This is a genomic window from Gilliamella sp. LMG 34361 (assembly GCF_984569075.1).
In genome coordinates this window covers 720,883-745,950 of sequence record NZ_OZ474903.1, presented here as the reverse complement: position 1 = coordinate 745,950, position 25,068 = coordinate 720,883, and the positions used below count along the sequence as shown (strand labels likewise).

26 protein-coding genes are annotated in these 25,068 nt (G+C 35.2%); 12 read left to right on the top strand and 14 right to left on the bottom strand.

Annotated features, from left to right (window positions below; translation table 11 throughout):
- Nucleotides 1-99: 99 nt before the first annotated feature.
- Together proS and bepA are read left to right on the top strand one after the other, a co-directional pair.
- A complete protein-coding gene (gene proS, locus AC5LXI_RS03605) occupies nucleotides 100-1,818 on the top strand; it encodes a proline--tRNA ligase (RefSeq protein ID WP_493443563.1) in 1,719 nt (572 codons plus the stop codon).
- 563 nt (nucleotides 1,819-2,381) lie between these two features.
- Complete coding sequence (gene bepA, locus AC5LXI_RS03600; RefSeq protein WP_493443562.1) at nucleotides 2,382-3,836, top strand: beta-barrel assembly-enhancing protease; 1,455 nt, start codon at nucleotides 2,382-2,384, stop codon at nucleotides 3,834-3,836.
- Between the two features lie 67 nt (nucleotides 3,837-3,903).
- Here the strand turns inward: bepA and AC5LXI_RS03595 are convergent, their stop codons facing one another.
- Together AC5LXI_RS03595 and rluC are read right to left on the bottom strand one after the other, a co-directional pair.
- A complete protein-coding gene (locus AC5LXI_RS03595; protein WP_493443561.1) occupies nucleotides 3,904-4,563 on the bottom strand; it encodes a histidine phosphatase family protein in 660 nt (219 codons plus the stop codon).
- A gap of 26 nt (nucleotides 4,564-4,589) precedes the next feature.
- The gene (gene rluC, locus AC5LXI_RS03590; protein ID WP_493443560.1) at nucleotides 4,590-5,564 is read right to left on the bottom strand and encodes a 23S rRNA pseudouridine(955/2504/2580) synthase RluC; all 975 of its coding nucleotides are present in this window, start codon (nucleotides 5,562-5,564) and stop codon (nucleotides 4,590-4,592) included.
- Nucleotides 5,565-5,711: 147 nt separating this feature from the next.
- Here rluC and dsbB point away from each other — a divergent pair, with 147 nt between their 5' ends.
- From dsbB to rapZ, 4 genes are all read left to right on the top strand, one after another.
- Nucleotides 5,712-6,245 carry a disulfide bond formation protein DsbB gene (dsbB, locus tag AC5LXI_RS03585; protein ID WP_493443559.1) on the top strand — a complete coding sequence of 178 codons (534 nt, stop codon included), beginning with the start codon at nucleotides 5,712-5,714 and terminating at the stop codon, nucleotides 6,243-6,245.
- A gap of 76 nt (nucleotides 6,246-6,321) precedes the next feature.
- Nucleotides 6,322-6,978 (top strand): bifunctional tRNA pseudouridine(32) synthase/23S rRNA pseudouridine(746) synthase RluA, encoded by a 657-nt coding sequence (rluA, locus tag AC5LXI_RS03580; RefSeq protein WP_493443558.1) that lies wholly within the window; start codon nucleotides 6,322-6,324, stop codon nucleotides 6,976-6,978.
- Nucleotides 6,979-7,052: 74 nt separating this feature from the next.
- Nucleotides 7,053-7,649 carry an XTP/dITP diphosphatase gene (locus AC5LXI_RS03575; RefSeq protein ID WP_493443557.1) on the top strand — a complete coding sequence of 199 codons (597 nt, stop codon included), beginning with the start codon at nucleotides 7,053-7,055 and terminating at the stop codon, nucleotides 7,647-7,649.
- Between the two features lie 93 nt (nucleotides 7,650-7,742).
- Nucleotides 7,743-8,591 carry an RNase adapter RapZ gene (gene rapZ / locus AC5LXI_RS03570; RefSeq protein WP_493443556.1) on the top strand — a complete coding sequence of 283 codons (849 nt, stop codon included), beginning with the start codon at nucleotides 7,743-7,745 and terminating at the stop codon, nucleotides 8,589-8,591.
- On the opposite strand, the gene AC5LXI_RS03565 is transcribed toward rapZ, so the two are convergent.
- Nucleotides 8,592-9,413 (bottom strand): divergent polysaccharide deacetylase family protein, encoded by an 822-nt coding sequence (locus tag AC5LXI_RS03565; RefSeq protein WP_493443555.1) that lies wholly within the window; start codon nucleotides 9,411-9,413, stop codon nucleotides 8,592-8,594.
- Nucleotides 9,410-10,618 carry a murein hydrolase activator EnvC gene (envC, locus tag AC5LXI_RS03560; protein ID WP_493443554.1) on the bottom strand — a complete coding sequence of 403 codons (1,209 nt, stop codon included), beginning with the start codon at nucleotides 10,616-10,618 and terminating at the stop codon, nucleotides 9,410-9,412. The genes AC5LXI_RS03565 and envC overlap by 4 nt, the downstream gene beginning before the upstream one ends.
- 202 nt (nucleotides 10,619-10,820) lie before the next feature.
- Between envC and glyQ the strand changes: the two genes are divergently transcribed.
- The 4 genes from glyQ to ybaK all read left to right on the top strand — a co-directional run bounded on the left by glyQ (nucleotide 10,821) and on the right by ybaK (nucleotide 15,301).
- The gene (gene glyQ, locus AC5LXI_RS03555; RefSeq protein ID WP_493443553.1) at nucleotides 10,821-11,753 is read left to right on the top strand and encodes a glycine--tRNA ligase subunit alpha; all 933 of its coding nucleotides are present in this window, start codon (nucleotides 10,821-10,823) and stop codon (nucleotides 11,751-11,753) included.
- Nucleotides 11,754-11,763: 10 nt separating this feature from the next.
- Entirely contained in the window at nucleotides 11,764-13,836 is a 2,073-nt protein-coding gene (gene glyS, locus AC5LXI_RS03550; protein ID WP_493444244.1) for a glycine--tRNA ligase subunit beta, read from the top strand.
- 60 nt (nucleotides 13,837-13,896) lie between these two features.
- Nucleotides 13,897-14,712 (top strand): hypothetical protein, encoded by an 816-nt coding sequence (locus AC5LXI_RS03545; protein WP_493443552.1) that lies wholly within the window; start codon nucleotides 13,897-13,899, stop codon nucleotides 14,710-14,712.
- Between the two features lie 103 nt (nucleotides 14,713-14,815).
- Entirely contained in the window at nucleotides 14,816-15,301 is a 486-nt protein-coding gene (gene ybaK, locus AC5LXI_RS03540; protein ID WP_493443551.1) for a Cys-tRNA(Pro) deacylase, read from the top strand.
- A gap of 124 nt (nucleotides 15,302-15,425) precedes the next feature.
- Here the strand turns inward: ybaK and AC5LXI_RS03535 are convergent, their stop codons facing one another.
- The 4 genes from AC5LXI_RS03535 to AC5LXI_RS03520 all read right to left on the bottom strand — a co-directional run bounded on the left by AC5LXI_RS03535 (nucleotide 15,426) and on the right by AC5LXI_RS03520 (nucleotide 18,515).
- On the bottom strand, nucleotides 15,426-15,698 hold the full coding sequence (locus tag AC5LXI_RS03535; protein ID WP_065558407.1) for an HU family DNA-binding protein: 273 nt from the start codon (nucleotides 15,696-15,698) through the stop codon (nucleotides 15,426-15,428).
- Between the two features lie 174 nt (nucleotides 15,699-15,872).
- The gene (locus tag AC5LXI_RS03530; protein ID WP_493443550.1) at nucleotides 15,873-16,466 is read right to left on the bottom strand and encodes a YjaG family protein; all 594 of its coding nucleotides are present in this window, start codon (nucleotides 16,464-16,466) and stop codon (nucleotides 15,873-15,875) included.
- Nucleotides 16,463-17,533 carry a uroporphyrinogen decarboxylase gene (gene hemE / locus AC5LXI_RS03525; RefSeq protein WP_493443549.1) on the bottom strand — a complete coding sequence of 357 codons (1,071 nt, stop codon included), beginning with the start codon at nucleotides 17,531-17,533 and terminating at the stop codon, nucleotides 16,463-16,465. The genes AC5LXI_RS03530 and hemE overlap by 4 nt, the downstream gene beginning before the upstream one ends.
- 76 nt (nucleotides 17,534-17,609) lie before the next feature.
- Nucleotides 17,610-18,515: a LysR family transcriptional regulator ArgP gene (locus AC5LXI_RS03520; RefSeq protein WP_493443548.1), complete on the bottom strand. Its 906-nt coding sequence runs from the start codon at nucleotides 18,513-18,515 to the stop codon at nucleotides 17,610-17,612.
- 209 nt (nucleotides 18,516-18,724) lie between these two features.
- On the opposite strand from AC5LXI_RS03520, the gene rpiA reads away from it, so the two are divergent.
- Nucleotides 18,725-19,381, top strand: coding sequence for a ribose-5-phosphate isomerase RpiA (gene rpiA, locus AC5LXI_RS03515; protein WP_493443547.1), 657 nt, complete (start codon nucleotides 18,725-18,727; stop codon nucleotides 19,379-19,381).
- Between the two features lie 59 nt (nucleotides 19,382-19,440).
- The gene (gene serA, locus AC5LXI_RS03510; protein WP_493443546.1) at nucleotides 19,441-20,682 is read left to right on the top strand and encodes a phosphoglycerate dehydrogenase; all 1,242 of its coding nucleotides are present in this window, start codon (nucleotides 19,441-19,443) and stop codon (nucleotides 20,680-20,682) included.
- A gap of 193 nt (nucleotides 20,683-20,875) precedes the next feature.
- Here serA and srlR read toward each other — a convergent pair whose 3' ends face one another.
- The 6 genes from srlR to srlA all read right to left on the bottom strand — a co-directional run bounded on the left by srlR (nucleotide 20,876) and on the right by srlA (nucleotide 25,022).
- A complete protein-coding gene (gene srlR / locus AC5LXI_RS03505; protein WP_493443545.1) occupies nucleotides 20,876-21,655 on the bottom strand; it encodes a glucitol operon DNA-binding transcriptional repressor SrlR in 780 nt (259 codons plus the stop codon).
- A gap of 88 nt (nucleotides 21,656-21,743) precedes the next feature.
- Nucleotides 21,744-22,109, bottom strand: a complete 366-nt coding sequence (locus tag AC5LXI_RS03500; RefSeq protein WP_493443544.1) for a transcriptional regulator GutM — start codon at nucleotides 22,107-22,109, stop codon at nucleotides 21,744-21,746.
- 73 nt (nucleotides 22,110-22,182) lie between these two features.
- The gene (gene srlD / locus AC5LXI_RS03495; RefSeq protein WP_493443543.1) at nucleotides 22,183-22,962 is read right to left on the bottom strand and encodes a sorbitol-6-phosphate dehydrogenase; all 780 of its coding nucleotides are present in this window, start codon (nucleotides 22,960-22,962) and stop codon (nucleotides 22,183-22,185) included.
- Between the two features lie 10 nt (nucleotides 22,963-22,972).
- Nucleotides 22,973-23,341 (bottom strand): PTS glucitol/sorbitol transporter subunit IIA, encoded by a 369-nt coding sequence (gene srlB, locus AC5LXI_RS03490; RefSeq protein WP_493443542.1) that lies wholly within the window; start codon nucleotides 23,339-23,341, stop codon nucleotides 22,973-22,975.
- A 97-nt stretch (nucleotides 23,342-23,438) separates the two neighbouring features.
- Nucleotides 23,439-24,440 carry a PTS glucitol/sorbitol transporter subunit IIB gene (srlE, locus tag AC5LXI_RS03485; RefSeq protein ID WP_493443541.1) on the bottom strand — a complete coding sequence of 334 codons (1,002 nt, stop codon included), beginning with the start codon at nucleotides 24,438-24,440 and terminating at the stop codon, nucleotides 23,439-23,441.
- Between the two features lie 33 nt (nucleotides 24,441-24,473).
- On the bottom strand, nucleotides 24,474-25,022 hold the full coding sequence (srlA, locus tag AC5LXI_RS03480) for a PTS glucitol/sorbitol transporter subunit IIC (RefSeq protein ID WP_493443540.1): 549 nt from the start codon (nucleotides 25,020-25,022) through the stop codon (nucleotides 24,474-24,476).
- Nucleotides 25,023-25,068: the final 46 nt, after the last annotated feature.

Genomic DNA, 25,068 nt, shown 5'->3' with positions numbered 1-25,068 from the left:
TATTTACTAATAAAATTACTTTTGTGTTGCGCTTGGTACTGCTAAACTAGCTAACATTTTTATTATATTTATATATAAATTATTTTTCAGGATAAATGTATGCGAACCAGTAAATATCTTCTATCTACATTAAAAGAAACACCAGCAGATGCTGAAGTAATTAGCCATCAATTAATGTTACGTGCCGGTATGATCCGTAAAGTTGCTGCCGGATTGTATACATGGCTACCCACTGGTTATCGTGTACTAAAAAAAGTGGAAAATATTGTTCGTGAAGAGATGAATAAAGCCGGTGCAATTGAAGTATTAATGCCGGTGGTACAACCTGCCGATATATGGCAAGAAAGTGGCCGCTGGGAACAATATGGTCCTGAATTATTACGTATTAAAGATCGTGGTGATCGTGATTTTGTCTTAGGTCCAACTCATGAAGAAGTAATCACTGACTTACTTCGTAATGAAGTAAGCTCTTATAAGCAATTACCGCTAAATGTTTATCAAATTCAAACTAAATTCCGTGACGAAGTCCGCCCTCGTTTTGGTGTGATGCGCTCACGTGAATTTATTATGAAAGATGCATACTCGTTCCACACCTCGCAAGAATCATTACAAGAGACGTATGATGATATGTATAAGGCATATAGTGCAGTATTTACTCGGGCTGGCTTAAATTTTAGAGCGGTACGTGCTGATACTGGCTCAATTGGTGGTAACTGGTCACATGAATTCCAAGTATTAGCGGATAGTGGCGAAGATGATATCGTCTTTTCAACGGAATCCGATTATGCCGCCAATATTGAAATGGCACAGGCTCAAGCGCCAAGCCAAACACGCCAAGCGCCAACCAAAGAGATGCAATTAGTTGATACTCCAAATGCCAAAACTATAGATGAATTAGTCGCACAATTCAATTTACCAATTGAAAAAACCGTTAAAACATTAATGGTTAAAGCCACTAAAGAGAGTGGTCACCAACTAGTGGCTCTATTAGTGCGTGGTGATCATACCTTAAACGAAATCAAAGCGGAAAAAATCGATATTGTGGCGTCTCCACTTGAATTTGCAAGCGAAGATGAAATTCGTGCGTTAGTCAATGCTGGACCGGGCTCTTTAGGACCAATAAACCTAAATATGCCAATGATTATTGACCGTGATGTTGCTGTAATGAGTGATTTTGGTGCTGGTGCCAATATTGACCATAAACACTATTTTAATATCAATTGGGAACGCGATGTTGCTTTACCTCGCGTCGAAGATATTCGTAATGTAGTCGAAGGTGATATTAGCCCTGACGGCAAAGGCACATTGCAAATTAAGCGTGGTATTGAAGTTGGGCATATCTTCCAACTTGGTACTAAATATTCAGAAGCAATGAAAGCAACAGTGCAAGGTGAAGATGGACAAAATCATGTGATGATCATGGGTTGTTATGGTATTGGCGTTAGCCGAATAGTTGCTGCTGCAATTGAACAATGCCATGACGATCGTGGAATTATTTGGCCAGAAGCCATAGCACCATTTAGCGTTGTTATCATTCCAATGAATATGCACAAATCTGAAAGAGTACAAGCGACTGCAGAAAAACTTTATGCCGATCTACAAGCTGCCGGTATTGAAGTATTATTTGACGACCGTAAAGAGCGCCCTGGTGTTATGTTTGCTGATGCTGAGTTAATCGGTATTCCTCATACTATTGTTATTGGTGAACGTAACCTTGATAATGGTGACGTAGAATATAAACATCGTGCGGGTGGCGGCGATAAGGAATTGGTAAAAGTTGCCGACATCGTTGAATTTATCAAAAAACGTCAGCAATAAACTTAAGAATTAAATTTAATAATGTAAAAAGCAACAATTAATGGCTCACTATTATATAAAATGACAAAATAGTGAGCTTTTTGTTGTGCTGCTTGTGTTTTATTAGTTGTCAATACTGGAATCGATGGGATTTTGATCAATCTTTAAACAGGTAAGATAGTCGATAAAAAATTATCTAAATTCTTAAAACAATTAAAAACTCAACTAAACCAATACTAATTCATTATTGGCATGGCTGTGACCTCGCTGGTGTAGTTACTGCGATGTATCAATTAATCTTTCAAAATTGTATCAAACACTAGGTTATTGATAAGTTAATGAAGACAAAATTGGGCCAGTATAACAGTGTTTAAACTGATATACGAAAATACATTCAAGACATTGACGTAAAACACATTCACCAAGCTGCATTCAAATAATGTCATTATTTAATTTATTAAATTTAATCAATTAAAAGGTTACGTAGCAAATAAATAGCTCAATTTGAAAAAATTCAAAGTGATATTGTCTTTTTTTTAAGCTAGAATGATTATCTATCAATTTTATTTTTATGAGTCATAAGTATGTTAAAAAAAGCAATCGCGCTAGTATTATCGACATCACTATTATTGCAAAATGCGTCTATTGTCTATGCAGCAGATAATATAAAATTACCTGATATTGGAACCGCAGCCGCATCCACATTAAGTATCGGACAAGAAAATGAGATGGGTGATTATTATATGCGCTTGTTACGTAGTAGTGCTCCTATCATTAATGATCGTGTCTTGAATCAATATATTAATGATTTGGGTAAAAAATTGGTATCTAAGTCAGAATCAGTACAAACCCCCTTCCATTTTTATGTGATGGAAAGTAATGTGCTTAATGCCTTTGCTTTTTTTGGTGGTAATGTTGTTATTCATTCTAGATTAATAATGGATACCGACAATGAAAGTCAATTAGCTTCAGTTATGGCTCACGAAATTAGTCACGTTACGCAACGTCATTTAGCACGCGCGATGGAGGCCCAAAACAAAAATAGCCCTTATGTATGGGCGGGAGCATTAGGTTCATTACTATTAACCCTAGCTAATCCAGAAGCAGGTATAACGGGAATAACAGCCACCATGGCAAGTTCAGCCCAAAGTATGATTAGTTTTACTCAATCAAACGAACAAGAAGCGGATAGAGTTGGGCTAAGAACATTAGCTAAAGCAGGATTTGATCCTTATGCTTCTTCCGAATTTTTACAAAAACTCGCGGATGAAAGTCGCTTTAGTAGTAAACCACCAGAAATTTTAATGACTCACCCATTACCTAATAGCCGCTTGTCAGATATCCGTAATCGATCTTTGCAATATTCTAAAAAAAATATACCTTCTTCATTAAGCTATTATTTAGCTAAGGCTCGAATAGCAATACTCATGGGGAAGAATAATACTGCTCAGCTGTTGATTAATGATTATCGTAAATTGAATAGTGATCGGGGTAAAAAAGCACTGAGCTACGCCATCGCACTAAATTATTACAATAATCAAGATACAGCACGTGCCAAAAATGAATTACAACCGTTATTAGATAATGACCCTGATAATATTTGGTATATTGATTTAATGACCGATATTGATTTAGACAGTAATGATAGTAGTACTGCGATTACTCGTTTGCAAACGGCATTAAAGCGATCACCGGATAGCACTGCCTTACAAATAAACTTAGCTAACGCTTACATAAAAGCTGGCAAATATCAGCAGGCCGTAAGTTTATTACATCGTTATACATTTGACCACAATGATGATACTAATGGTTGGGAGCTATTGGTTACCGCTTATGGTGGATTAAAATCAAGAGCACAAGAAATGAGTGCCACAGCAGAATTAATTGCGCTTAAAGGTCAATTTCCTGATGCAATTAAATTGTTAACCAATGCTAAAGTCCAAGCTAAAGGTAATCAAATATTAATTTCTAAAATTGATGCAAGAATTAATCAATTAAAACGATTACAAAAACGTTACGATGTTTATAGCAAAAAGTAATCTAAAGATTACTCGGCTAATGGTTTGATTAATATTAGCCGAGCAAACATGATAAAAATAACCGTAATTAATTGTTTAAATGATCAACATTATTATAAAACTTAACCGAAAATTCACCTTCTGACTTATCATCAGTTTGTTTGTAGTTAACCACACTAATACTAGTATTTAACATTCGTGGAAAATAATCTTCATCACGATGTCGACGCCAATCTCCACCATTTAAAACACAAAGCAATATTCGTAAAACAGTACCATGTGATACAACTAAAATATTACCATTATCTTGCGGTGCATTTTTTACAATATCGTCTAATGCGTTTTTCATTCGAGAAAGTATATCAAGATAGTTTTCACCTTGATTAATAGATGAATCAAAGTTTGCTGGATCAGTTAAGTATGTCGTGAACTCGGGGATTTCTTTTTTTAATAAAGGGACATGTTTACCTTCCCAAATACCAAAATCCATTTCTCGTAGATTATCAAGCTCAACAGTTGGAATGACATTGTCATTTTCATGAATAATATAATCCCGAGTTTCCATCGCGCGTTGTTGAGGACTGGAATAGGCTTGCATAAATGGCGTGTTTTTTAAGTACTTTCCAGTTATTTTAGCACCTAAAACGCCATTTTCAGTCAAAGGCGAATTTTTCGATCCTTGCATCTGATCTTTAATATTCCATTCGGTCTGACCATGTCTAATTAAATATAAATTAAGATCTTTCATTATTATCAATTACCTTCTCATTTTGATCATTGTTGATACTTATCATTTCTAATCTGGGTTAAACAATTTTGTAATATATCGTCCATTGGGGCATGTAATTGCATTTCTTGTAAAGTTTTAGGATGAATAAATTTTACGTTAGCTGCATGTAAAAAAAGTCGATTAAGTTTGCTTTTAGCTAACAACTCATCGAATTGGCTATCACCATAACGATCATCAAATGCAATCGGATGATTAACGTATTGAGTATGTACACGAATTTGATGAGTTCGTCCGGTTACAGGGCTAGCTTTTATTAAGGTTGCAAACCCAAAACGTTCTTCCACTTTAAATCGTGTTTCCGATGGCTTACCTTCGGCATTCACTTTAACTATGCGTTCACCACTTTTAAGTACATTTTTTAATAATGGAGCTTGTACAACTTTACATTCAGAAGGCCAATTGCCTTTCACTAAAGCTAAGTAATTTTTTTGCATCTGTTTCAAACGAAGTTGTTCATGTAGTGCTTTTAATGCCGAACGCTTTTTAGCAATAAGTAAAACACCTGATGTTTCACGATCGATACGATGCACTAATTCTAGAAATTTGGCTTCAGGTCTTAACGCTCTTAACCCTTCAATAACTCCAAAACTTAAACCACTACCGCCATGTACGGCAATTCCAGATGGTTTATTAATGGCTAAAAGCACATCATCTTCATAAATAATGGATTTTTCTAAATCAGCAACTTTATTTAGATTCTTTGAAATTTCAGGTACTGCTTTTTCTGAAACACGAATAGGAGGAATTCGAACTTCATCGCCAATGGCTAACTTATATTCTGGCTTAATACGTTTTTTATTGACACGTACCTCCCCTTTTCTAAGTATGCGATAAATCATACTTTTAGGAACACCTTTAAGATAAGTTATTAAAAAGTTGTCAATTCGCTGTGCCACATTTTCTTCGGTAATGGTGACAAATGAGACTTGTAATTTTGTTTTTTGAACGTTTGAGTCCATAAGAAAAGATTGATCCACCCTTAATAAATAAAAGTCGTTTTATATTACTTAAAAATAAACTACACTACTGGCTAAAAGAATAAGATTGGTTTATTTAATAACCTGAATATAAAATGATTATAGCGGAATATGGAGGAATAAAATAGTATGTTATCGCTACTCAATCAATACTCTCGAGGAAGGCTTGCTTGGTTTTTATTGTTCCTTTCCACCGCAATTTTTGAATTAACTGCCCTTTATTTTCAACATGGTTTAGGCCTAGCACCTTGCACTTTATGTATTTATCAACGTTGTGCCATTTACGGTATTATGTTTGGTAGCATCGTTGGACTTATAGCACCAAATAAATTAATACTTCGATTAGCTGGCATATTAATCTGGTTATTTAGTGCACTTAAAGGTTTAGGATTGGCAATTTTCCATGCCCATTTGCAATTTGAGCCAAATTTAAGTGATACTTGCGCTATCAATGTCCAATTTCCATCTTGGTTACCATTGAATGAATGGTTACCAAGTATGTTTAATGCTTATGGTTCTTGTTCAGAGAAAATTTGGTCGTTTTTAACTATTGAAATGTCGCAATGGATGATCATCATTTTTGCTTGCTATCTTTTTGTTAGTTTAACCATACTATTTTGCCAATTGTTTCCATCTAATAAAAAGTCAATCTGGAGTAAATAAACCTATTTCAGCTGGCACTTTTTGCCGAGTTTGCTAGAATGTGTGGTAATTTAATTTTACAAATTAACACACATAAATGCTTTTGGAATATCATCCCCCGATTGATCCTTGGTTAACTATTTTATATCAAGATGATCATATTGTTGTGGTCAACAAACAGCCCGGTATTTTGTCTGTTTCAGGAAATAAACCGCAATTTATCGATAGTATTATTCACCGTTTGCAACAAAAATATAGTTATGTTGAATCTGTCCATCGTCTAGATATGGCAACGAGTGGCATTATGGTTGCTGCTTTATCAAAATTAGCAGATAGAGAAATTAAAAAACAATTTAGAGAGCGTATACCTAAAAAAACGTATATTGCTGTAGTTCATGGTCATATGAAAGACGACACCGGTCAAGTCGAATTACCATTAATTTGTGATTGGCCTAATCGTCCAAGGCAGATGGTAGATCACCAAAATGGCAAATATGCATTAACTCATTATCAAGTTATTTCCCGCAATAATGATAATACCACTCGGCTTGCATTGTTTCCGTTTACAGGACGCTCCCATCAACTAAGAGTACATATGCAAGCTATTGGTCATCCCATTTTAGGAGATAAATTTTATGCTCATCCAGAAGCTTTTTCGATGTCAAAAAGGTTATTGTTACATGCTCAACACCTAACAATAAATCATCCTAAAACAGATGAAAGTATGACGTTTTGTTGTGAACCTGATTTTTAAAATTTGAGTGCATATCTACTTGCAATATTCGATTTACTAATTACGATATAAAAGAAATGTCATGGAGTCATAAAATGCAAAAAATTGTTTTAGCCACGAATAACCAAGGCAAAGTCAGTGAATTACAAACGCTTTTAGCCAACGCTGGATTTGATGTTGTAGCCCAAAATTCCTTCAATGTTCCTGATGTCGAAGAAACTGGTTTAACATTTATTGAAAATGCCATCTTAAAAGCAAGACATACGGCAAAAGTGACTCAATTACCAGCAATAGCAGATGATTCAGGTTTAGTTGTTCAAGCCCTCAACGGTCAACCTGGTATCTACTCGGCTCGTTATGCTGGGGAACATGGTAATGATAAAAGCAATAATGAAAAGTTACTGTTTGAATTAAAAGATGTACCTAAAGAAAAAAGAACTGCTCACTTTTATTGTGCACTCGCTTTTATGCGACACGAAAATGATCCAACACCAATCATCTGTTTAGGTAAATGGAATGGATTAATTTTGAATGAACCGCATGGAAGTGGTGGTTTTGGCTATGACCCTTTATTCTATGTTCCTGAGCTTAATTGCAGTGCAGCCGAGCTAACTAAAGAGCATAAAAGTCAAATTTCTCATCGTGGACAGGCTTTAAAACAGTTAATAGCTAAAATAAAAACCGACTATTAGTTAATTTATTTAGCTTATTGTTTCTTTTCATGAATTGCACATGTTTACCTAAACAGTATATACTAGTGCATCAGTTATTTTGGAGTCAAAATTGTGATATTGTTGATAGTGAGTGGTCGCTCCGGTTCAGGAAAATCAATTGCATTACGTGCACTTGAAGACATGGGTTTTTATTGTGTTGATAATATTCCCGTCGCTTTATTACCACAACTTGCAGAATCATTAAAAAATAACAATACGCCCGTTGCGGTTAGTGTTGATATTCGCAATTTACCAGCTAATTTTAATTTTGAGCATGATATATTGCAGCGATTACCTTGCTCAGTTACTCCAGAAATAATCTTCTTTGATTGCAGTCGAAATACACTTATCCGACGTTATAGCGAAACGAGAAGAATACATCCGCTTACCAATCAAAAATATTCATTAGAAGAAGCCATCGATCTTGAAGAAAAATATTTAGAGCCCTTAAAGTCTCACGCAAGTTTAATGATAAATACCGATAACCTCTCCGTTCATGAGTTATCCAATATTCTTCGTTCCCGAATTTTAGGAAAGAAGGAACGTGAATTGACCATGATTTTCGAATCATTTGGCTTTAAGCATGGTTTACCTGTCGATGCTGATTTTGTATTTGATGTAAGATTTTTACCTAACCCACACTGGGACATCACTTTACGATCATTAACTGGATTAGATGAACCAGTTAAAAACTTTTTGTTAAAACACGATGAAGTTACTAATTTTATTTATCAAACAGCCAATTATTTACAACAATGGTTACCAATGTTAGAACAAAACAATCGTAGCTATTTAACTATTGCCATTGGTTGTACCGGTGGGCAACATCGCTCAGTTTTTATTGCTGAACAATTGGCCAAATTTTTTAAAGCAAAAAATAAACAAGTTCAAATTCGTCATCGAACACTTGAAAAACAATAACTACTGTTGCTCAATAGGATTAACATTTGATAGATCTGTTAATCGTTTTTTATATTTTTCAAATATATCTTTAAATGTCGGTTTAAGTTTAGTTTTAGTTGGAAGTGATGTAATCAATTGACTAACCTTTACTAATTCAATATCCTCAGGTAAATTAGCTAATTTTGAACGTAAAACATTAACTGTTTGTGGATGAGGGTGGCCAATAGCAATCGAATAACCATTTTTTTGGGCAATTTTTACTGCTAAATCAAACTGCTGAGCGATAGCATATTCTTTTTGCTGATCATCTAAAAATACATCGCGTCCAATAACCGCTATATTGTATTCACTTGCTGCGTTTTTTACTTGGGTCTTACCTATCGTTTTACTATCTAAGAAAAAGATTGAATAGTGGCTCAACGCCTTCATCACATTAAGCATACCATTCAAATTTGAGGTCATCATACTGCCCATATGATTATTAACCCCAATAGAATATGGCACACGGGAGACCGCCTCATCAATGATTCTTTTGACTTCCAATTCACTCATATAGGGAAATAGAGTATCTTTCTCTAAAGGTTGTTTTCCCAAAGGAGCCATAGGTAAGTGAATAATCACATCATTACCGTGTTCATGGGCAATAGTTGCAATCCTTCTAGCGTTAGGTGAATGAGGTAAAACGGCAATAGTGATGTTGGGTGAGAATGAAATAATTTGTTCTTCATTACGCTGGCGATAACCAAAATCATCAATGACTAATGCTAATTTTGCTGCTAATACACTATTAGTGTTAAATAGTAAAAATAATACTCCTACTTTTAACAGGTGTTTTATCATTTTAACCAGCCGCTTGGATCTAATGCTTTACCATCTCGACGAATTTCAAAGTAAAGCCCAGGCGTATTTTGACCACCGCTTGAACCAACAATTGCAATTGGCTGATTGGTTTGAACGTTATTACCGACTTCAACTAAAACTCGTTGGTTATAGCCATATAAACTCATATCGCCTTTACCATGCTCAAGAGCGACTACAAATCCATAACCTTGCAGCCAACTGGCAAGAATAACCCGCCCATCAGTAATGGCTTTAACTTGCGTACCATCTTTGGCATTAATTACCATTCCCTTCCAACGAAGTTCGCCTTGTAAAGCCTCCCCAAATCGATGAGCAACAGTGCCATTTACAGGCCAAACAAATTGATGTTGTGGTTTGCCGACACCACTAACTCGAGCCATTAATGCTCGTTCATCCGCGTTAAGGGTATAATTTGTGTTCTTTTGTTTTTCTTCAATATTTTTAGCTTGTCTTGCTTCTTCTTCAGCTATTCGACGACTTTCTCTTTCTGCTTGCGCAATTTTAGCCTGTAATTTTGCTTCATTATCTTTAAGCTGAGCTAATTTTTGCTGATTCTTTTGCATTGATGATTCAAGAGAATTGATAGTTTTTTGACGTTTTTGATGATTTTTTTCTAAAGCTATTTGCTCTTGTTTTTGCTTATTATGTAAGTTTTTTTGAGTAGTTTGCTTTTTTAGCAAAGCGTTTTTCTTTTCATTAAGTTGTAATTGAGTTTCACGAAGCTTATTTATTTGTTGTTGTCTTGCTTCATTGATATAACGAAAATAAGTAATAAGGCGTTCATTACGCTCACTTTGTTCGCTAGCAAAGATCAGCTTAAAGGTAGTATTCTTTCCTAATTTAAACGCACTTTCTAACTGTTTTGATAATTCATTTTGTTGTTGCTGTTGCTTAATGGTTAGTTCATTAATTTGTTTGATTAAATTGGTAATTTCCCCATCTAGCTTTTTTAGGATAAGACCATTTTTTTCAATCGATGTAAGTAAATTTGCAATTTCAGTTTCTTGGTCTTTAAGATCATTGATCAATTGAGTTCGTTCTTTTGTTTGTTCAGCTAAACGCTTTTCTTGTTCTTCAATTGAACGACGCAATGACTCCAATTGTTGATTGTCATTAGCATACACAAAATGTGTATTGATTAATCCAATAAATAAAATAATCAACAGTTTTTGATAAATAGACATGGCCTTTTTATTTATGATTTATTACCAAGCAATATAGATAACTTAACTATACCTACAAATGGGTAAAGATGCAAAATGAAACTATCTAATGTGGCTTAATCAATATAAAGTAATTAGACATTTCACAAGCACCAAGAAAAAGTATAAAATGTATCACTATTTAATTTGTAGAAAAAATTAATTCAACCACAAAGATAACATCATGCAAAAGTTTAATGTCAAAACCTTTCAGGGGTTAATACTTACGTTACAAGATTATTGGGCTAATCAAGGTTGTACAGTGATTCAGCCATTAGATATGGAAGTCGGTGCAGGTACTTCTCATCCAATGACCTGTTTAAGAGCACTTGGTCCAGAACCAATTAATGCCGCTTACGTTCAACCATCTCGTCGCCCTACTGATGGTCGTTATGGTGAAAACCCTAATAGGTTACAACATTATTACCAATTTCAAGTTATCTTAAAACCATCGCCAGACAACATCCAAGAACTTTACTTAGGATCATTAAAAGAGCTTGGTCTTGATCCGACAATTAATGATATACGTTTTGTAGAAGATAATTGGGAAAATCCAACTTTAGGTGCATGGGGATTAGGTTGGGAAGTTTGGTTAAACGGTATGGAAGTTACCCAATTTACCTATTTCCAACAAGTTGGTGGTCTTGAATGTAAACCTGTTACAGGTGAGATCACTTATGGTTTAGAACGCCTTGCTATGTATATACAAGGTGTAGATAGCGTTTATGATTTAATCTGGAGTGATGGAGCCTTTGGTAAGACCACTTATGGTGATGTCTTCCACCAAAATGAAGTTGAACAATCCACCTATAATTTCGAATACGCTAATATTGATTTCTTATTTTATTGTTTTGAACAACATGAAAAAGAAGCCAAAATGCTACTTGAATTAGAAAAACCTCTACCACTACCTGCTTATGAACGTATTTTAAAAGCAGCTCACTGTTTTAATTTACTTGATGCCCGCAAAGCGATTTCAGTAACTGAACGACAACGTTATATATTGCGTATCAGAACATTAACCAAAATGGTAGCTGAAGCATATTACGCATCTCGTGAAGCGCTTGGTTTTCCAATGTGCCAAAATTCAAGTTCTAACCAAAATGCATCAAAGTAGGAATTGATATATTATGCAAAAAACATTTCTAGTAGAAATCGGTACTGAAGAGTTACCACCGAAATCACTCCGCACTTTGGCTGAAAGCTTTGCAGCTAATTTTATTGAACAACTTGATAATGCTAATTTGGAACATGGTGAAGTGCTTTGGTACGCATCACCACGCCGTTTAGCTTTAAAAGTTCTAAATTTGAATGACACTCAACCAGATAGCCAAATTGTTAAACGGGGACCAGCAGTAAGTGCAGCATTCGATGCAAATGGTAGTCCGACAAAAGCAGCAGAAGGTTGGGCTCGTGGTTGTGGGATTGATATATCACAAGCAGAACGAATTCAAACCGATAAAGGCGAATGGTTATCTTATACTCATAATCAAAAAGGTCAACCTGTTGTCAATTTACTTTGTGATATGGTTAAAAATGCTTTAAATAAATTACCGATCCCTAAACCAATGCGCTGGGCTGCTCGTCAAGTTGAATTTATTCGTCCTAGCCATACAGTAACCATGTTATATGGTGATGAGCTAGTACCTGGTATCATTTTAGATATTCAATCAAACCGAATCATTCGTGGTCACCGCTTTATGGGTGAGCAACAATTTACTATTGATAATGCGGATCAATATCCAGAAATTCTTGAGCAGCGTGGTAAAGTCGTCGCTGACTATGACAAGCGAAAATCCATCATTAAACAGCAAGCTGAAGAAGCAGCTGCTAAACTTAATGGTAAAGCAGACTTAACCGAAAGCTTACTTGAAGAAGTTTCATCATTAGTTGAATGGCCTGTAGTGTTAACAGCAAAATTTGAAGAGAGATTTTTAGAAGTTCCAGCTGAATCATTGGTCTATACCATGAAAGGTGATCAAAAATATTTCCCTGTTTATGATAAACAAGGAAAACTGTTACCAAACTTCATTTTTGTTGCCAATATCGAATCAAAAGATCCACAAATAGTTATTTCTGGTAATGAAAAAGTGGTTCGTCCACGCTTAGCTGATGCCGAATTCTTTTATAAAACAGACTTAAAACAACGTTTGGAAGATCGCCTTCCTCGCCTTGAAACGGTTCTATTCCAACAACAACTTGGTACAGTCAAAGACAAAGCGCTTCGTATTGAGGCCTTATCAGGCTTTACTGCTGAAAAAATTGATGCTGACATTGAACAAGCAAAACGAGCAGGGAAACTAACTAAATGTGATTTAGTTACCAATACAGTATTTGAATTTCCTGAAACGCAAGGTATTATTGGTCGTTATATAGCGATTAAAGATGGTGAAACGATTGAAGTTGCTACCGCTATTGAAGAGCAATATAAACCACGTTTTTCTGGTGATGAATTACCGAGTACTGCTGTGTCTAGCGCGGTATCTATTGCTGAAAAAATGGATACATTGGCGGGTATTTTTGGTATTGGCCAACACCCTAAAGGTGATAAAGACCCATTTGCACTTCGCCGTGCAGCTATTGGCATATTACGTATTATTGTTGAAAAAAGCTTACCCCTTGATTTAGTTGAGCTAGCAAATTTTGCCGCATCATTATATGGTGACAAATTAACCAACAACAATGTCGTTCAAGACATTGTTAACTTTATGCAAGGTCGATTCCGAGCATGGTATCAAGAAAAAGGATTTGCAATAGATACCATTCAGGCAGTTTTGGCAATCAATCCAACCAAGCCTGCAGATTTTGATAAACGCGTTAATGCAGTAACACATTTTAGAACGTTACCTGAAGCATCTTCGTTAGCCGAAGCGAATAAACGTGTATCAAATATTTTGTCTAAAATCGAAAACGCTATCCCTGAAAATATTAATGCTTCAATTCTTGAAGCGGGTGCTGAAGGCGATCTAGCCATGCAAATAGCAATATTGACAGACAAGTTAGCACCTTACTTTTCTGAAGGTAGATATCAAGATGCCTTAATTGAATTAGCATCACTTAAAGCACCTATTGATACATTTTTTGAAAAAGTAATGGTTATGGTTGATGACGAAAAAATTAAACTAAACCGATTGGCGCTTTTAAAGAAACTACAAAATTTATTTTTGAAAGTTGCCGATATTTCTTTGCTACAATCATAACTATTGAATTAAATCTCTATACCGTGGTAATAGATGTATTACCACCCATAAGGAAAAACGATGAACTCACAAAATAATTTATCATTTTCAACTACTTTTGAACAAACAGTTAACTTTATTCGTAATCGATTCACAACAATTGCTATCTCTAGCGTAGTAATTGCGTTAACTAGTTCACTATTAACCTATTATCTTATTTTAGGTTCAGCAACCGTTACACCAAGTTTGATATATTACGGCGATCCATCTACAGTTAGTGCAGTATTTGGAGTATTACTTCTTTTGTTTATTGTATATATCTTAATTTCTTCAGTAATGATTGGTGTTATTTATAATTTATCAGCTAGTGATAAATTTGATCTGAAATTAGTATTAGAACGACTATTACCTGCATTTTTAAATCTTTTAGGTTTTTCCTGTATTTATTCTATTATAGTAATTGTAATAACTATTGTGGTTTCTTTAATTTTTGCAATTATCGGTTTTATCTTACCATCACGAGCAACCTCCTTTTTATTAATATTATTAGGTGCGACAATTGGGTTATTTTTAAGTGTCATTATATATTATTTTTGTGCTTCATTAGTCCGTCCAAATTCAAAAGGATTTTTTCAAAAATTTGCTGATTGCCATAAATTAGCGGTAACACAATTGAAAGCGCCTTTGTTAATGGTTTTAATTAGTTGGGTTATAAATGCGGTACTATTTTTCATTACTTCAATGCTGGGTGATAGTATTGTTGTAATGCTTATTTATTCAGTATTATCTACGTTTCTTAGTTTCTTTGTATATAGCTTCTTCTTCCGCTTATACAGCGTATATAATAATGTTGAATTAACAAAAAATAATCAAAACAACCAACAACTCATCTCTTAATTAAATCTTTAATGTATATATAATTTAGTTTAATCATATAAATCCCTATTAAAAACAGTTAATAGGGGTTAATCATTCCTCACGTATAATATTGTTTACTATCATGACACCAGCCATTAGATTGCTTAAAAAGCATAAAATTAAATTCAACATTCATCAATATCAACACGATAGCCATCAAAGCCATTATGGCCAAGAAGCTGTAGATAAACTTGGGTTAGAACTTAATATTATTGCTGGTCAAATATTTAAAACCTTAGTTGTAACTATGAACGGTAACAATAAAACCTTAGCCGTTTGTGTATTACCAGTCGATTGTACATTAGATCTTAAACAAACTGCTAAAATTCTAGTTTGTAAAAAAGTAGAGTTAGCCGATCCGCATTTAGCACAAAAAAGAACAGGCTATATAGTAGGTGGTATAAGTCCCTTAGGGCAAAAACAACTATTACCCACACTTATTGATATTAGTGCCGAACAATATGCAACCATGGTGATTTCTGGTGGTAAAAGAGGGTTAGAAATCGAAATATCACCGCAAGATTTGGCTAATCAATTAAATGCTAAATTCGCTAAATTAACGGTTTAGACGATAAAAAATAGTTTTAAAAATTACAGATTAAAATCAGATTCAAAAAAGTCTTGTTTAATACAATAAGACCATAACTTACTAGCTATGGTCTTAAAGAGTTCCCTTATAGAAAGCAATAATATTATTTGATTGCTTCTTTTAAGCTTTTACCCGAAACGAAAGCTGGTACTTTACTTGCTGCAATTTTAATTTCTTTACCAGTTTTTGGATTACGACCAGTACGAGCTTTACGAGCATTAACTTTAAATGTACCAAAACCAACTAGTTGAACCGGCTCACCAGCTTTTAGTGATTCAGTGATAGCAGCAAGAGTTGCTTCTAACGCTGTTTTAGCGGCAACTTTAGTAATATCAGCTTTACTAGCGATAGCATCTACAAGTTCTGTTTTATTCATAGAATATCCTTACATATTTATTTTATTGTTAAAGTTAACATTATAAACAAAGTTGAAACCTAACCCTGCCTCTGTAAACGTGACTTAGATTACGTAGCTGTTAAATGTAGTCTATATTTACCCAATGTTAAAGAAAAATTTAATGAAAATTAAAAAAACCACACTTCAACTGATTTAATTGCTCAAAAAAACACCTATATTACTAATCCGAGCAGTTCGTATGTCGATTTTAAGGCCGCGAATCAAGTCGTACATTTCATTATCATCATCACTTAACAATCGAAATATTTCCCACTGTAAATCAAATTCTTCAATTACACAAGGCAAAAATAACTGTTCGGCTCCCGAAAGTTCAATATTTTCTTTAGTCATTTCAAATTCAGCCACGGTAGTTGCCGAAATGCTACTAACTTTGGCGGAATGTTCCTCTATTTCGCCACTTATGTAAGAATGAAGAATTTCACTAAGTGCCTGACAAGCATCAATAGCGGGATAAACCATATATGGGCTATCATCATTGATGAATGGAATGAGTGATTCTAGTTTTTCAAGTTGTAAATCAAAATTGATTTTTACATTTTCAACTAATAATGATTCCCATATAAGATCCAGAATTTTTTTATATCCAACTGCCGACTGTTCGTCTTGTTGCAAATTGCAATAATAAATAAAGTTAGGATACATTCGTTCACATAAACAAACCATAAATAAGCGCTGCTTCCAGACTGGCAACTTTGCTAGCCTTAATTGAACTGGATTTTTAATCATGAATGAAACCTTTTTGACTGTTTGTGTACTGCATCAACTAAATATTGTACATGCTCAATCGGAATATCTTGATGAATACCGTGACCTAAATTAAAAATATGACCATTATGATGACCAAATTCCGCCAAAACTAACTCTACGTTAGACGCAATAGTTTCTTGACTGGCATATAATATTGCTGGATCTAAATTACCTTGTATAGCAATCTTACCTTTTTGGTTTAATTGATTCAAATCTACTGTCCAATCTACACCGATTGCATCACTCCCTGATTTGTAAATAACATCAAGCCATAAACCGCCCCCTTTTGTAAATAATGTCACAGGGACATAAGAGGTAATATTCTGGCTTTTCTTGCCTCGTTTTAATTGCGATATAATTAATTGCATATAATGCAAAGAAAACGTACGATAACTTTGATGACTGAGAACCCCGCCCCAAGTATCAAATATCATAATTGATTGCGCGCCCGCTTCTATTTGAGCATTTAAATACTGAGCCACACTGTTAGCTAATTTTTCTAATAGCAAATGTAGTGCTTTTGGTTCGCAATAAAGTAGCTTTTTTATTTTAGTAAATGTTTTACTGCTTCCACCTTCAACCATATAAGTTGCTAGTGTCCAGGGACTTCCAGAAAAACCAATTAATGGCACTTTTCCATTTAACTCTTGCTTAGTTATGCGAATAGCATCCATTACGTATGTAAGCGATTGCTCTGGATCAGGTATTGGCAATTGCACTATATCGTTTAAACAAGAAATTGTTTTTTTAAATTTCGGACCCTCGCCTGTTTCAAAATATAAACCAAGCCCCATTGCATCGGGAATGGTTAAAATATCTGAAAAAATAATAGCAGCGTCAAGGTCAAATCGTCGTATTGGTTGTAAGGTCGCCTCACAGGCAAATTCTGGCGTTTGGCACATTGTCATAAAATCACCCGCTTTAGCTCTAAGTTGTCGATATTCCGGTAAGTATCGACCCGCTTGACGCATCATCCAAACTGGGGTGTAATCAACAGGTAAACATTGCAATGCACGTAAATAACGATCGTTTTTCAATTGGCTCATTTTTCTAACTCTATAAATTATGAGGTAAAGTACATAGGACAGTTCTATAATTAGCTAAAAATAGCTAAAGGGACAATCATTTCCGATCTTGAGGTTGCGACAATATGCGTTGAGCATAACGAATCAATGTTTCAGAGATATTTTGCATTACACTACTTTCTGGAGCAAAACGATGCCAATACAGCATGCGTCTTTGGAATAAACCTTCCGTTAAATTAACTAATTCGCCATTTTTTAATTCCTGCTCAACTTGTAGCATCGGAATCATACAGCAAGCAGAACCTTGTTTAGCTAATTGGACAAAAGCTTCAGATGAACTAGTAATATGGCAAATAACACTGCCTGGAGTAAGGTTGAAATTCTCTTGCAAAAAGGCTTGATGCATATCATCCAAATGGTCAAAAGCCACCGCAGGAGCTTTTAACAGCGATGAACGGGTTACGCCATTAGGAAAGTATTTCTTAGCAAACTCGGGGGAAGCAACAAAAATATAGTCCAATGCGCCTAATAAATCAGATAAACAGCCCGGTAAAGGATTCGGTTGAATACTAATTGCCGCAACAACTGTACCTAAGCGTAGAAGTTCCAAAGTATGCTCTTCATCTTTAACTTGGATATCAAAACGTAAAATATTTTTATCTAACACTGGTTTTAAAGCAGGTAAAAACCAAGTAGCTAAAGAGTCGGCATTAATAGCGATTGATAATGACAGTGGTGTAGTATTTTGTTCATTATCACCTAACCATTGTTGTTCTAATAATTCAACTTGATGCAATAATCCTAAAAGATGCTCACCTTGTTTGGTGGCTTTTGGGGGTATCGTTCTTACTAATAGTTGCTGACCAAAAAAGCTTTCCAATTGCTTAATACGTTGCGAAACCGCTGGTTGTGTAATACACAATTTATCGGCTGCTCGTTCAAATCCTCGCTCTTTTATCACTGCATCTAACGCTTGTAATGCTCTATAATCTGGACGCTTCATAATCTCTTTACTAATGATTTGATCTTCGCTTGGTCAATCAAGCTATTTTAATTTTGCAAAAAATTTGAAATCGATCTAAAACTTTATAGATTTTCTTAAAATACTAATGATTTTTGCTTTCCAATTGGTTACTATGCCATATCTTAAACTATTTTGCTTTTAAAATTTTAATTTTTTTGATCAAAATTATATTTACACACGGTGATAACATGACACAAGATGAATTAAAAAAGGCAGTGGGCTGGTCAGCGCTGAAATTTGTTAAACCTGATTCATTAGTAGGCGTAGGCACAGGCTCTACCGCAGCACACTTTATTGATGCTTTAGCGACAATAAAAGATCAGATAAAAGGAACTGTTTCAAGTTCAGAAGTGTCAACTCAAAAATTGAAAAGCTATGGCATTCCAGTATTAGATTGTAATGATATTGATTGTTTGGATATCTATGTCGATGGAGCTGACGAAATTAATCATAATATGCAGATGATTAAAGGTGGTGGCGCCGCCTTAACTCGTGAAAAAATTGTATCAGCTCTAGCAAAACAGTTTATCTGTATTGTTGATGAATCGAAAGTAGTAGATGTGCTTGGTAAATTTCCACTGCCAGTAGAAGTGATTCCGATGGCGCGTTCCTATGTTGCTCGAGAATTATTTAAACTTGGTGGCAAACCTATCTATCGGCAAGGCGTAATTACCGACAATGGTAATGTCATTTTAGATGTTCATGACCTTGTCATTGCTAAGCCTATGGAATTAGAAGATCGGATTAATAGCATCGCTGGTGTGGTCACTGTAGGATTATTCGCGAATAAAGGAGCGGATATTGCTTTAATTGGCACGAGTTCTGGTGTGAAAGAAGTAAAATAGATTGCGTTTTTAAATTTGCATCATAAATTGTTTTAAAGATTAAAAATAGAGAGGAAAAAATGGTTGTTCAAGCATTAACCAAAGATGAAAACAAGTTTCTATTACTTGAAGGTGTCCACCCTAGTGCGATTGAAACACTTAAATCAGCAGGCTTTAACAACATTGAATATCATAAAGGTGCACTATCCAAATCCGAACTTGAAGCGGCAATAAAAGATGCAAGATTTATTGGCATTCGATCAAGAACGCATCTAACCAAAGATATCATCGATGCCGCCCCAAAACTTGCAGGAATAGGCTGTTTTTGTATTGGAACCAATCAGGTTGAACTTGAAGCGGCGACAGTTAAAGGAATTCCTGTATTTAACGCACCATTTTCTAATACCCGTTCTGTTGCTGAGCTAGTATTAGCTGAAGCAATCTTATTACTTCGCCGTGTACCAGAAGCTAATGCTAAGGCTCACCAAGGTAAATGGAATAAATTAGCTACTGGCTCTCATGAAGCACGCGGCAAAAATTTAGGTATCATTGGTTATGGTCATATTGGTAGTCAATTAAGCGTATTGGCTGAATCATTAGGCATGAATGTCTATTTTTATGATATCGAAACTAAATTACCATTAGGCAATGCCAAACAAATTTCGACCATGAAAGAGTTGCTTGCCATGAGTGATATTGTCAGCATGCATGTTCCTGAAAATTCGACGACAATTAAAATGATTGGCAAAACAGAAATCGATATGATGAAATCAGGTTCGATATTGATTAATGCCTCTCGAGGTAGTGTGATAGATATTGAGGCCTTAACTCAAGCACTAGAAAGCAACAAACTTAGTGGCGCAGCCATTGACGTTTTTCCTAGCGAACCGGCAACGAATAGTGATCCTTTTGAATCACCACTGTGTAAATTCGATAATGTGATTATAACTCCACATATCGGTGGTTCAACCAGCGAAGCCCAAGAAAATATCGGCATTGAAGTTGCAACCAAATTAGCCAAATATTCAGATACGGGGGCAACTCTTTCGGCAGTTAACTTCCCAGAAGCATCATTACCCATTCCAGCAAAAGGATCTAGTCGCTTTATTAATATTCACCATAATCAACCAGGTGTATTGACCGCAATAAATACACTATTTGCTGAACAAGGCCTAAATATTTCAGCTCAGTATTTACAAACTGATTCAAAAATTGGTTATGTGGTTATTGATATTGACAGAGTAGAACAAAATAAGGCGGAAGAGCTATTAGTTAAATTAAAAAATGTAGCGGGTACAATTCGAGCAAGATTATTGTTTTAATCAATCTAAGTCGTTCGGGCGGTTATATTGGCGTCCGAACGTAGAATAACACGTTCAGAAATTATTTAAGCGTTTCAAAATGTTTGTTAATATCAATCAAATTACCAGAATATACGTTTAATTATCAAGCTTATGAGCCAATTTTAGGCATCAAAAACCCCGCTCCTCAACTTTTCTAGATTTTAAAAGTATCTTACTTATCTAACGGTTTCACTTTTATTACTTTAATACCTTTTTTAATTAATGCATCAGAGTATTTATCATCTAAATTATTGTCTGTGATAATGGTATCAACTGATTGTATATCACAAACCACATTCGGGCTGCGTCGTCCAAATTTGGTTGAATCAACCAGTAAAATTAATTTGGCAGCAGCTTTACTCATTGCCACACTACCATGATAACTTTCATTAAATGTAGTTACCCCACCAACAACATCGACACCATCAGCCCCCATAAATAACTTATCAAAAGTATAAGATTCAAAAGCAGCGATTGCTGATGCATTGTTACTATGGAAGGAAGCTGATTTACGACGAAATGTACCGCCGGTTAAAATAATAGTTTGATCATTATCATTTGCCACCAATTCATTAACCATATGTAAACTGTTGGTCATAATAGTTAAATTATTAAATTGAGCTAACATAGGAATCATCTGGGCAACAGTACTGCCTGCATCGAAAATAATTGAATCGCCTTCATGGATCAATTTAGCGGCTTCCTGAGCAATCGCTTTTTTCGCGGCGGTATTAATGTAGGTTTTATGATCGATCGCTCGGTCACCGATTTCGCGATTTAACATTGCCCCACCATAAGTCCGCAGGACTAAGCCACTCTCATTAAGTTGCGTCAGATCTTTCCTTATTGTCGTACCTGTAGTTTGAAAATGTGCGACTAGTTCGTCTACACTTACCTGTCCATGATTTTGTAGGTATTCTAAAATTGCAGTTTGCCTTTGTTTAACTTTCATGCCAAGATTCCATCATTTTCATAGCAAATAAGATCATTTACTTTGCAAGATAGTATAGGAAATACTTTTCGAAATCAAAGTTAATTACTTATTTGCTCGCAGTTAATGCAACCGATAATGCACTTTGCGAAGCAGGATCGTTCGGGTATATTGTTTCAGGTATAATTTCTTTTGCATTAAGCCCTTGTAATTGAGGTATAGGTTTAGGTAATGCAAATACTGTAATACCTTTCATTCTTACTGAATCAATTACATTCTGGTTTCCATCCAAAGAAATAGCAATCAAAACTCTTGGCTTAAACCATTTGGTTTGGCTACGGCCAACACCTAAATATCGTCCTTTTTTCATCGCTAAAAAGGCTTGATTAAATCGTCGGATTTGCAACCAGCTAAAAACGATTTGGACACACCATGCCATAAGCGCAAAAATAATTAAAGTTGTCGTCATATTCATGGTTATCTCCATTAATAATTTAGGTTAAATAAAATGCGGAAGTGTTAATTAACACTTCCGCATTTTATTTTAATTAGAACATGACTTGTCCACCAGTAATATTGATTGATTGCCCAGTACAATAAGAGGCTTTATCACTTGCATAAAACAGTAATACATTAAGCACATCTTGGTAATCACAACCACGTTTTAGTGGCACTTTATCAATATAAACTTGCTCAACTTCGTTTTCTGGAATACCTAATTTTTTAGCATATTGAGGAATTAATGATTGGAACATTGGTGACTTCAATAAATTACCCAACATTAATGAATTTACCGTAATACCATAATCAGCAAGATCTAGAGCAAGTGATTGGGTTAAACCAACACCACCAAATTTAGCTGCACTATAACCAGAATTATGTTTACTACCAACTTTACCTGATTTTGAATTTATTTGAATAATTCGGCCAGCTGTTTTATGTTTAAGCATTAATTTAGCAAACTCACGGGCACATAAAAAGTAACCAGTAAGATTGACATTTACAGATAATTGAAAATCACTTAAGGCAAAATTGGTTATAGGAGCAGCTTTAGCAACACCTGCACTATAAACCATTAAATCAGTACGATTGAATGTATTATCAACATCCTGCGCAAGTTTAATCACACTCTCTTCATTAGTTGCATCAACACCAAACCCTTTTGCCGTACCGGCTCCATGTTTCTGATTAATAGCATCGGCTACTTTGTTTGCATTATCAATATTTAAATCGGCAACGGCAACATTATAACCAGCATCAGCAATACCTTTACATAAAAATTCACCTAAAGTTTGACCGCCACCTACAACAACTGCAACTTTTTTCATTCTTTGTTCCTTAATTAGTTAAAATTTTAATTTCGTCACCCACAAAAAGTTCTTTTGGAATGTCACCTTTTACATGGATGGTTCCCGGTAATTCTGCTTGACTACTGCCATCAAACCTTAATGTGATATGCCCCAACTCACGAAAATTAGTGTTAGCGACATCGCCAACGGATGTAATTTGATAAGTATTTTTGCCAATTTGAAATACTTGACCTACTTGTAGATCTTGTTTTAAATCATCATGACTATGTACAAAACAGTAATCCGCTAAGTCTGAGGGTGCACCGTTTTTAAATAGTATTAGCATGCCATCAGCTAAAGCATCTGAGGCAAACTCACCAATTTGATTAATTGTTGATTGATAGATAACATTCGACATCGTTAACCTTCTCTAATTTTTTAATTAAGGCGAAAGCTCATGTCTCGCCAATTTACTAATGAGGGATGATATTCATCCCTAAATACTTAAATATGATTTATTGGTATATAAATAATGACACTGCCCAAGCGATTAATACGGTTGGAGCGCCAGTTAAAAATCGACTAACTAAAACTGAAGGAACACCTACACGAACAGTATCTTGTTTCGCTTCCGCAAGTGATAACCCAACAGGAATAAAGTCACATGCCGCTTGAGCATTTATGGCAAACAGTGCTGGTAATGCTAAATGAGGAGGAATATTACCTAACCCAATTTGAACACCAACTAATGTACCAATAACTTGTGCAATTACAGCACCTGGTCCTAAGAACGGTGACAGTAATGGGAAAGAACAGATTAGTGCTAATATCACTAGACCAAGTGGATTATCCGCTAAAGGAACTAATCCATGAGCAATAAAGTCACCTAATCCTGATGCGATGATGATTCCGATCAAGGCAGACACAAAGGCCATGAAAGGTAAAATTGTTTTAAGAACTGTATCAATGGTATCACGGCCAGCTTGGAAGAAAACCGCCACACCAGAACCCATACCGATACCAATTTTGGCTAATAAGCCATCACTTTGTTCAGTGATTTTTTTATTACTGTCATAATTTTTAAATTCTGATGCTTTAGCATTTTGTTGAGATGGTTGCGCTGCAACTTCGTTAACCACATCACCATCTTTTTCAATCACGGTGATATTGTTTGGCTTAACTGCTGAAACATAAATGTCTTCGACAATATATTGAGCAAGTGGTCCTGATTTACCTGTTGCATGGATATTAATAGTTGGGATTCGATTTTTTGGATAAATACCACAACGAAGTGTACCACCACAGTCAATCACCGCGACGCCAATTTCTTCTTTAGGTGGTTCGCCTTCTTTAAAACCATCAATCGCTTCCCAACCTGTTAATTCAACTAAGGTATCCACTATTGCCGGTCTAGTTCCTGCTGCAATATAAACAATTTTTTTACCTGCAACAATTGGTAGTTCTAATGGACCACCCCAACCTGCTTCACCTTTTTCAATACGAATATAGTTAGCCATTTTTATTTTCCTTTTATCGTGATAGATGAATTGTTATAAGTGAACTTTTCTATCTAATTTAATTCCCATTTTTCTTTCGAAAATGGCTGTACAAAAGTCAGTGATCCAACCTCTAAAGAAGTTAGTAATCAAACCGACAAGGAAATAACTAACAGCTAATGGACCTAATGGTAAATTTAAGGTGGTTAACCCAGCGGCAACCCCTAGGTAAACAAAAAGTTCTCCTGGATTTACGTGTGGAAATAACCCATTCATTGAGTGGCAGCTATAGGAAGATGCTGCATAATAGCTCGGTTTGTAAAATTCTGGCATAAAGCGACCTAAACTTAATGTCATCGGATTACAAAACACAAATGTACCAATTAAAGGAAGTAGTAAATAACGTGAAACTGGATTACCAGCGCAAGCTTGTGCTAAACGTTCAATACGCTCTTGCCCGATAAATTTAATCACCGCATTCATAACAACTAATAATGAAATTAATAAAGGTAAAATCGAGGTGACCATCCCGACTAACACTTTACCGCCTTCTTGGAATAAACCGATAAACCATTCGGCTCCAAATGAAATTGTATCAATCATATTTTCTCCTATTGAGTTAAATTGCAAAAAAATAATAACAATTGTG

Excerpts from the sequence above, each read along its gene's own strand:
- srlD (WP_493443543.1), bottom strand. The coding sequence starts at position 22,962 with ATGAAAAAAGTTGCAGTTGTTGTAGGTGGCGGTCAAACTTTAGGTGAA.
- proS (WP_493443563.1), top strand. The coding sequence starts at position 100 with ATGCGAACCAGTAAATATCTTCTATCTACATTAAAAGAAACACCAGCA.
- serA (WP_493443546.1), top strand. The coding sequence starts at position 19,441 with ATGGTTGTTCAAGCATTAACCAAAGATGAAAACAAGTTTCTATTACTT.
- hemE (WP_493443549.1), bottom strand. The coding sequence starts at position 17,533 with ATGAGCCAATTGAAAAACGATCGTTATTTACGTGCATTGCAATGTTTA.
- envC (WP_493443554.1), bottom strand. The coding sequence starts at position 10,618 with ATGTCTATTTATCAAAAACTGTTGATTATTTTATTTATTGGATTAATC.
- AC5LXI_RS03545 (WP_493443552.1), top strand. The coding sequence starts at position 13,897 with ATGAACTCACAAAATAATTTATCATTTTCAACTACTTTTGAACAAACA.
- AC5LXI_RS03595 (WP_493443561.1), bottom strand. The coding sequence starts at position 4,563 with ATGAAAGATCTTAATTTATATTTAATTAGACATGGTCAGACCGAATGG.
- rluA (WP_493443558.1), top strand. The coding sequence starts at position 6,322 with ATGCTTTTGGAATATCATCCCCCGATTGATCCTTGGTTAACTATTTTA.
- rluC (WP_493443560.1), bottom strand. The coding sequence starts at position 5,564 with ATGGACTCAAACGTTCAAAAAACAAAATTACAAGTCTCATTTGTCACC.
- AC5LXI_RS03500 (WP_493443544.1), bottom strand. The coding sequence starts at position 22,109 with ATGAATATGACGACAACTTTAATTATTTTTGCGCTTATGGCATGGTGT.
- glyQ (WP_493443553.1), top strand. The coding sequence starts at position 10,821 with ATGCAAAAGTTTAATGTCAAAACCTTTCAGGGGTTAATACTTACGTTA.
- rpiA (WP_493443547.1), top strand. The coding sequence starts at position 18,725 with ATGACACAAGATGAATTAAAAAAGGCAGTGGGCTGGTCAGCGCTGAAA.
- ybaK (WP_493443551.1), top strand. The coding sequence starts at position 14,816 with ATGACACCAGCCATTAGATTGCTTAAAAAGCATAAAATTAAATTCAAC.
- AC5LXI_RS03520 (WP_493443548.1), bottom strand. The coding sequence starts at position 18,515 with ATGAAGCGTCCAGATTATAGAGCATTACAAGCGTTAGATGCAGTGATA.
- bepA (WP_493443562.1), top strand. The coding sequence starts at position 2,382 with ATGTTAAAAAAAGCAATCGCGCTAGTATTATCGACATCACTATTATTG.
- dsbB (WP_493443559.1), top strand. The coding sequence starts at position 5,712 with ATGTTATCGCTACTCAATCAATACTCTCGAGGAAGGCTTGCTTGGTTT.
- srlB (WP_493443542.1), bottom strand. The coding sequence starts at position 23,341 with ATGTCGAATGTTATCTATCAATCAACAATTAATCAAATTGGTGAGTTT.
- AC5LXI_RS03575 (WP_493443557.1), top strand. The coding sequence starts at position 7,053 with ATGCAAAAAATTGTTTTAGCCACGAATAACCAAGGCAAAGTCAGTGAA.
- AC5LXI_RS03565 (WP_493443555.1), bottom strand. The coding sequence starts at position 9,413 with ATGATAAAACACCTGTTAAAAGTAGGAGTATTATTTTTACTATTTAAC.
- srlR (WP_493443545.1), bottom strand. The coding sequence starts at position 21,655 with ATGAAAGTTAAACAAAGGCAAACTGCAATTTTAGAATACCTACAAAAT.
- AC5LXI_RS03530 (WP_493443550.1), bottom strand. The coding sequence starts at position 16,466 with ATGATTAAAAATCCAGTTCAATTAAGGCTAGCAAAGTTGCCAGTCTGG.
- srlA (WP_493443540.1), bottom strand. The coding sequence starts at position 25,022 with ATGATTGATACAATTTCATTTGGAGCCGAATGGTTTATCGGTTTATTC.
- srlE (WP_493443541.1), bottom strand. The coding sequence starts at position 24,440 with ATGGCTAACTATATTCGTATTGAAAAAGGTGAAGCAGGTTGGGGTGGT.
- AC5LXI_RS03535 (WP_065558407.1), bottom strand. The coding sequence starts at position 15,698 with ATGAATAAAACAGAACTTGTAGATGCTATCGCTAGTAAAGCTGATATT.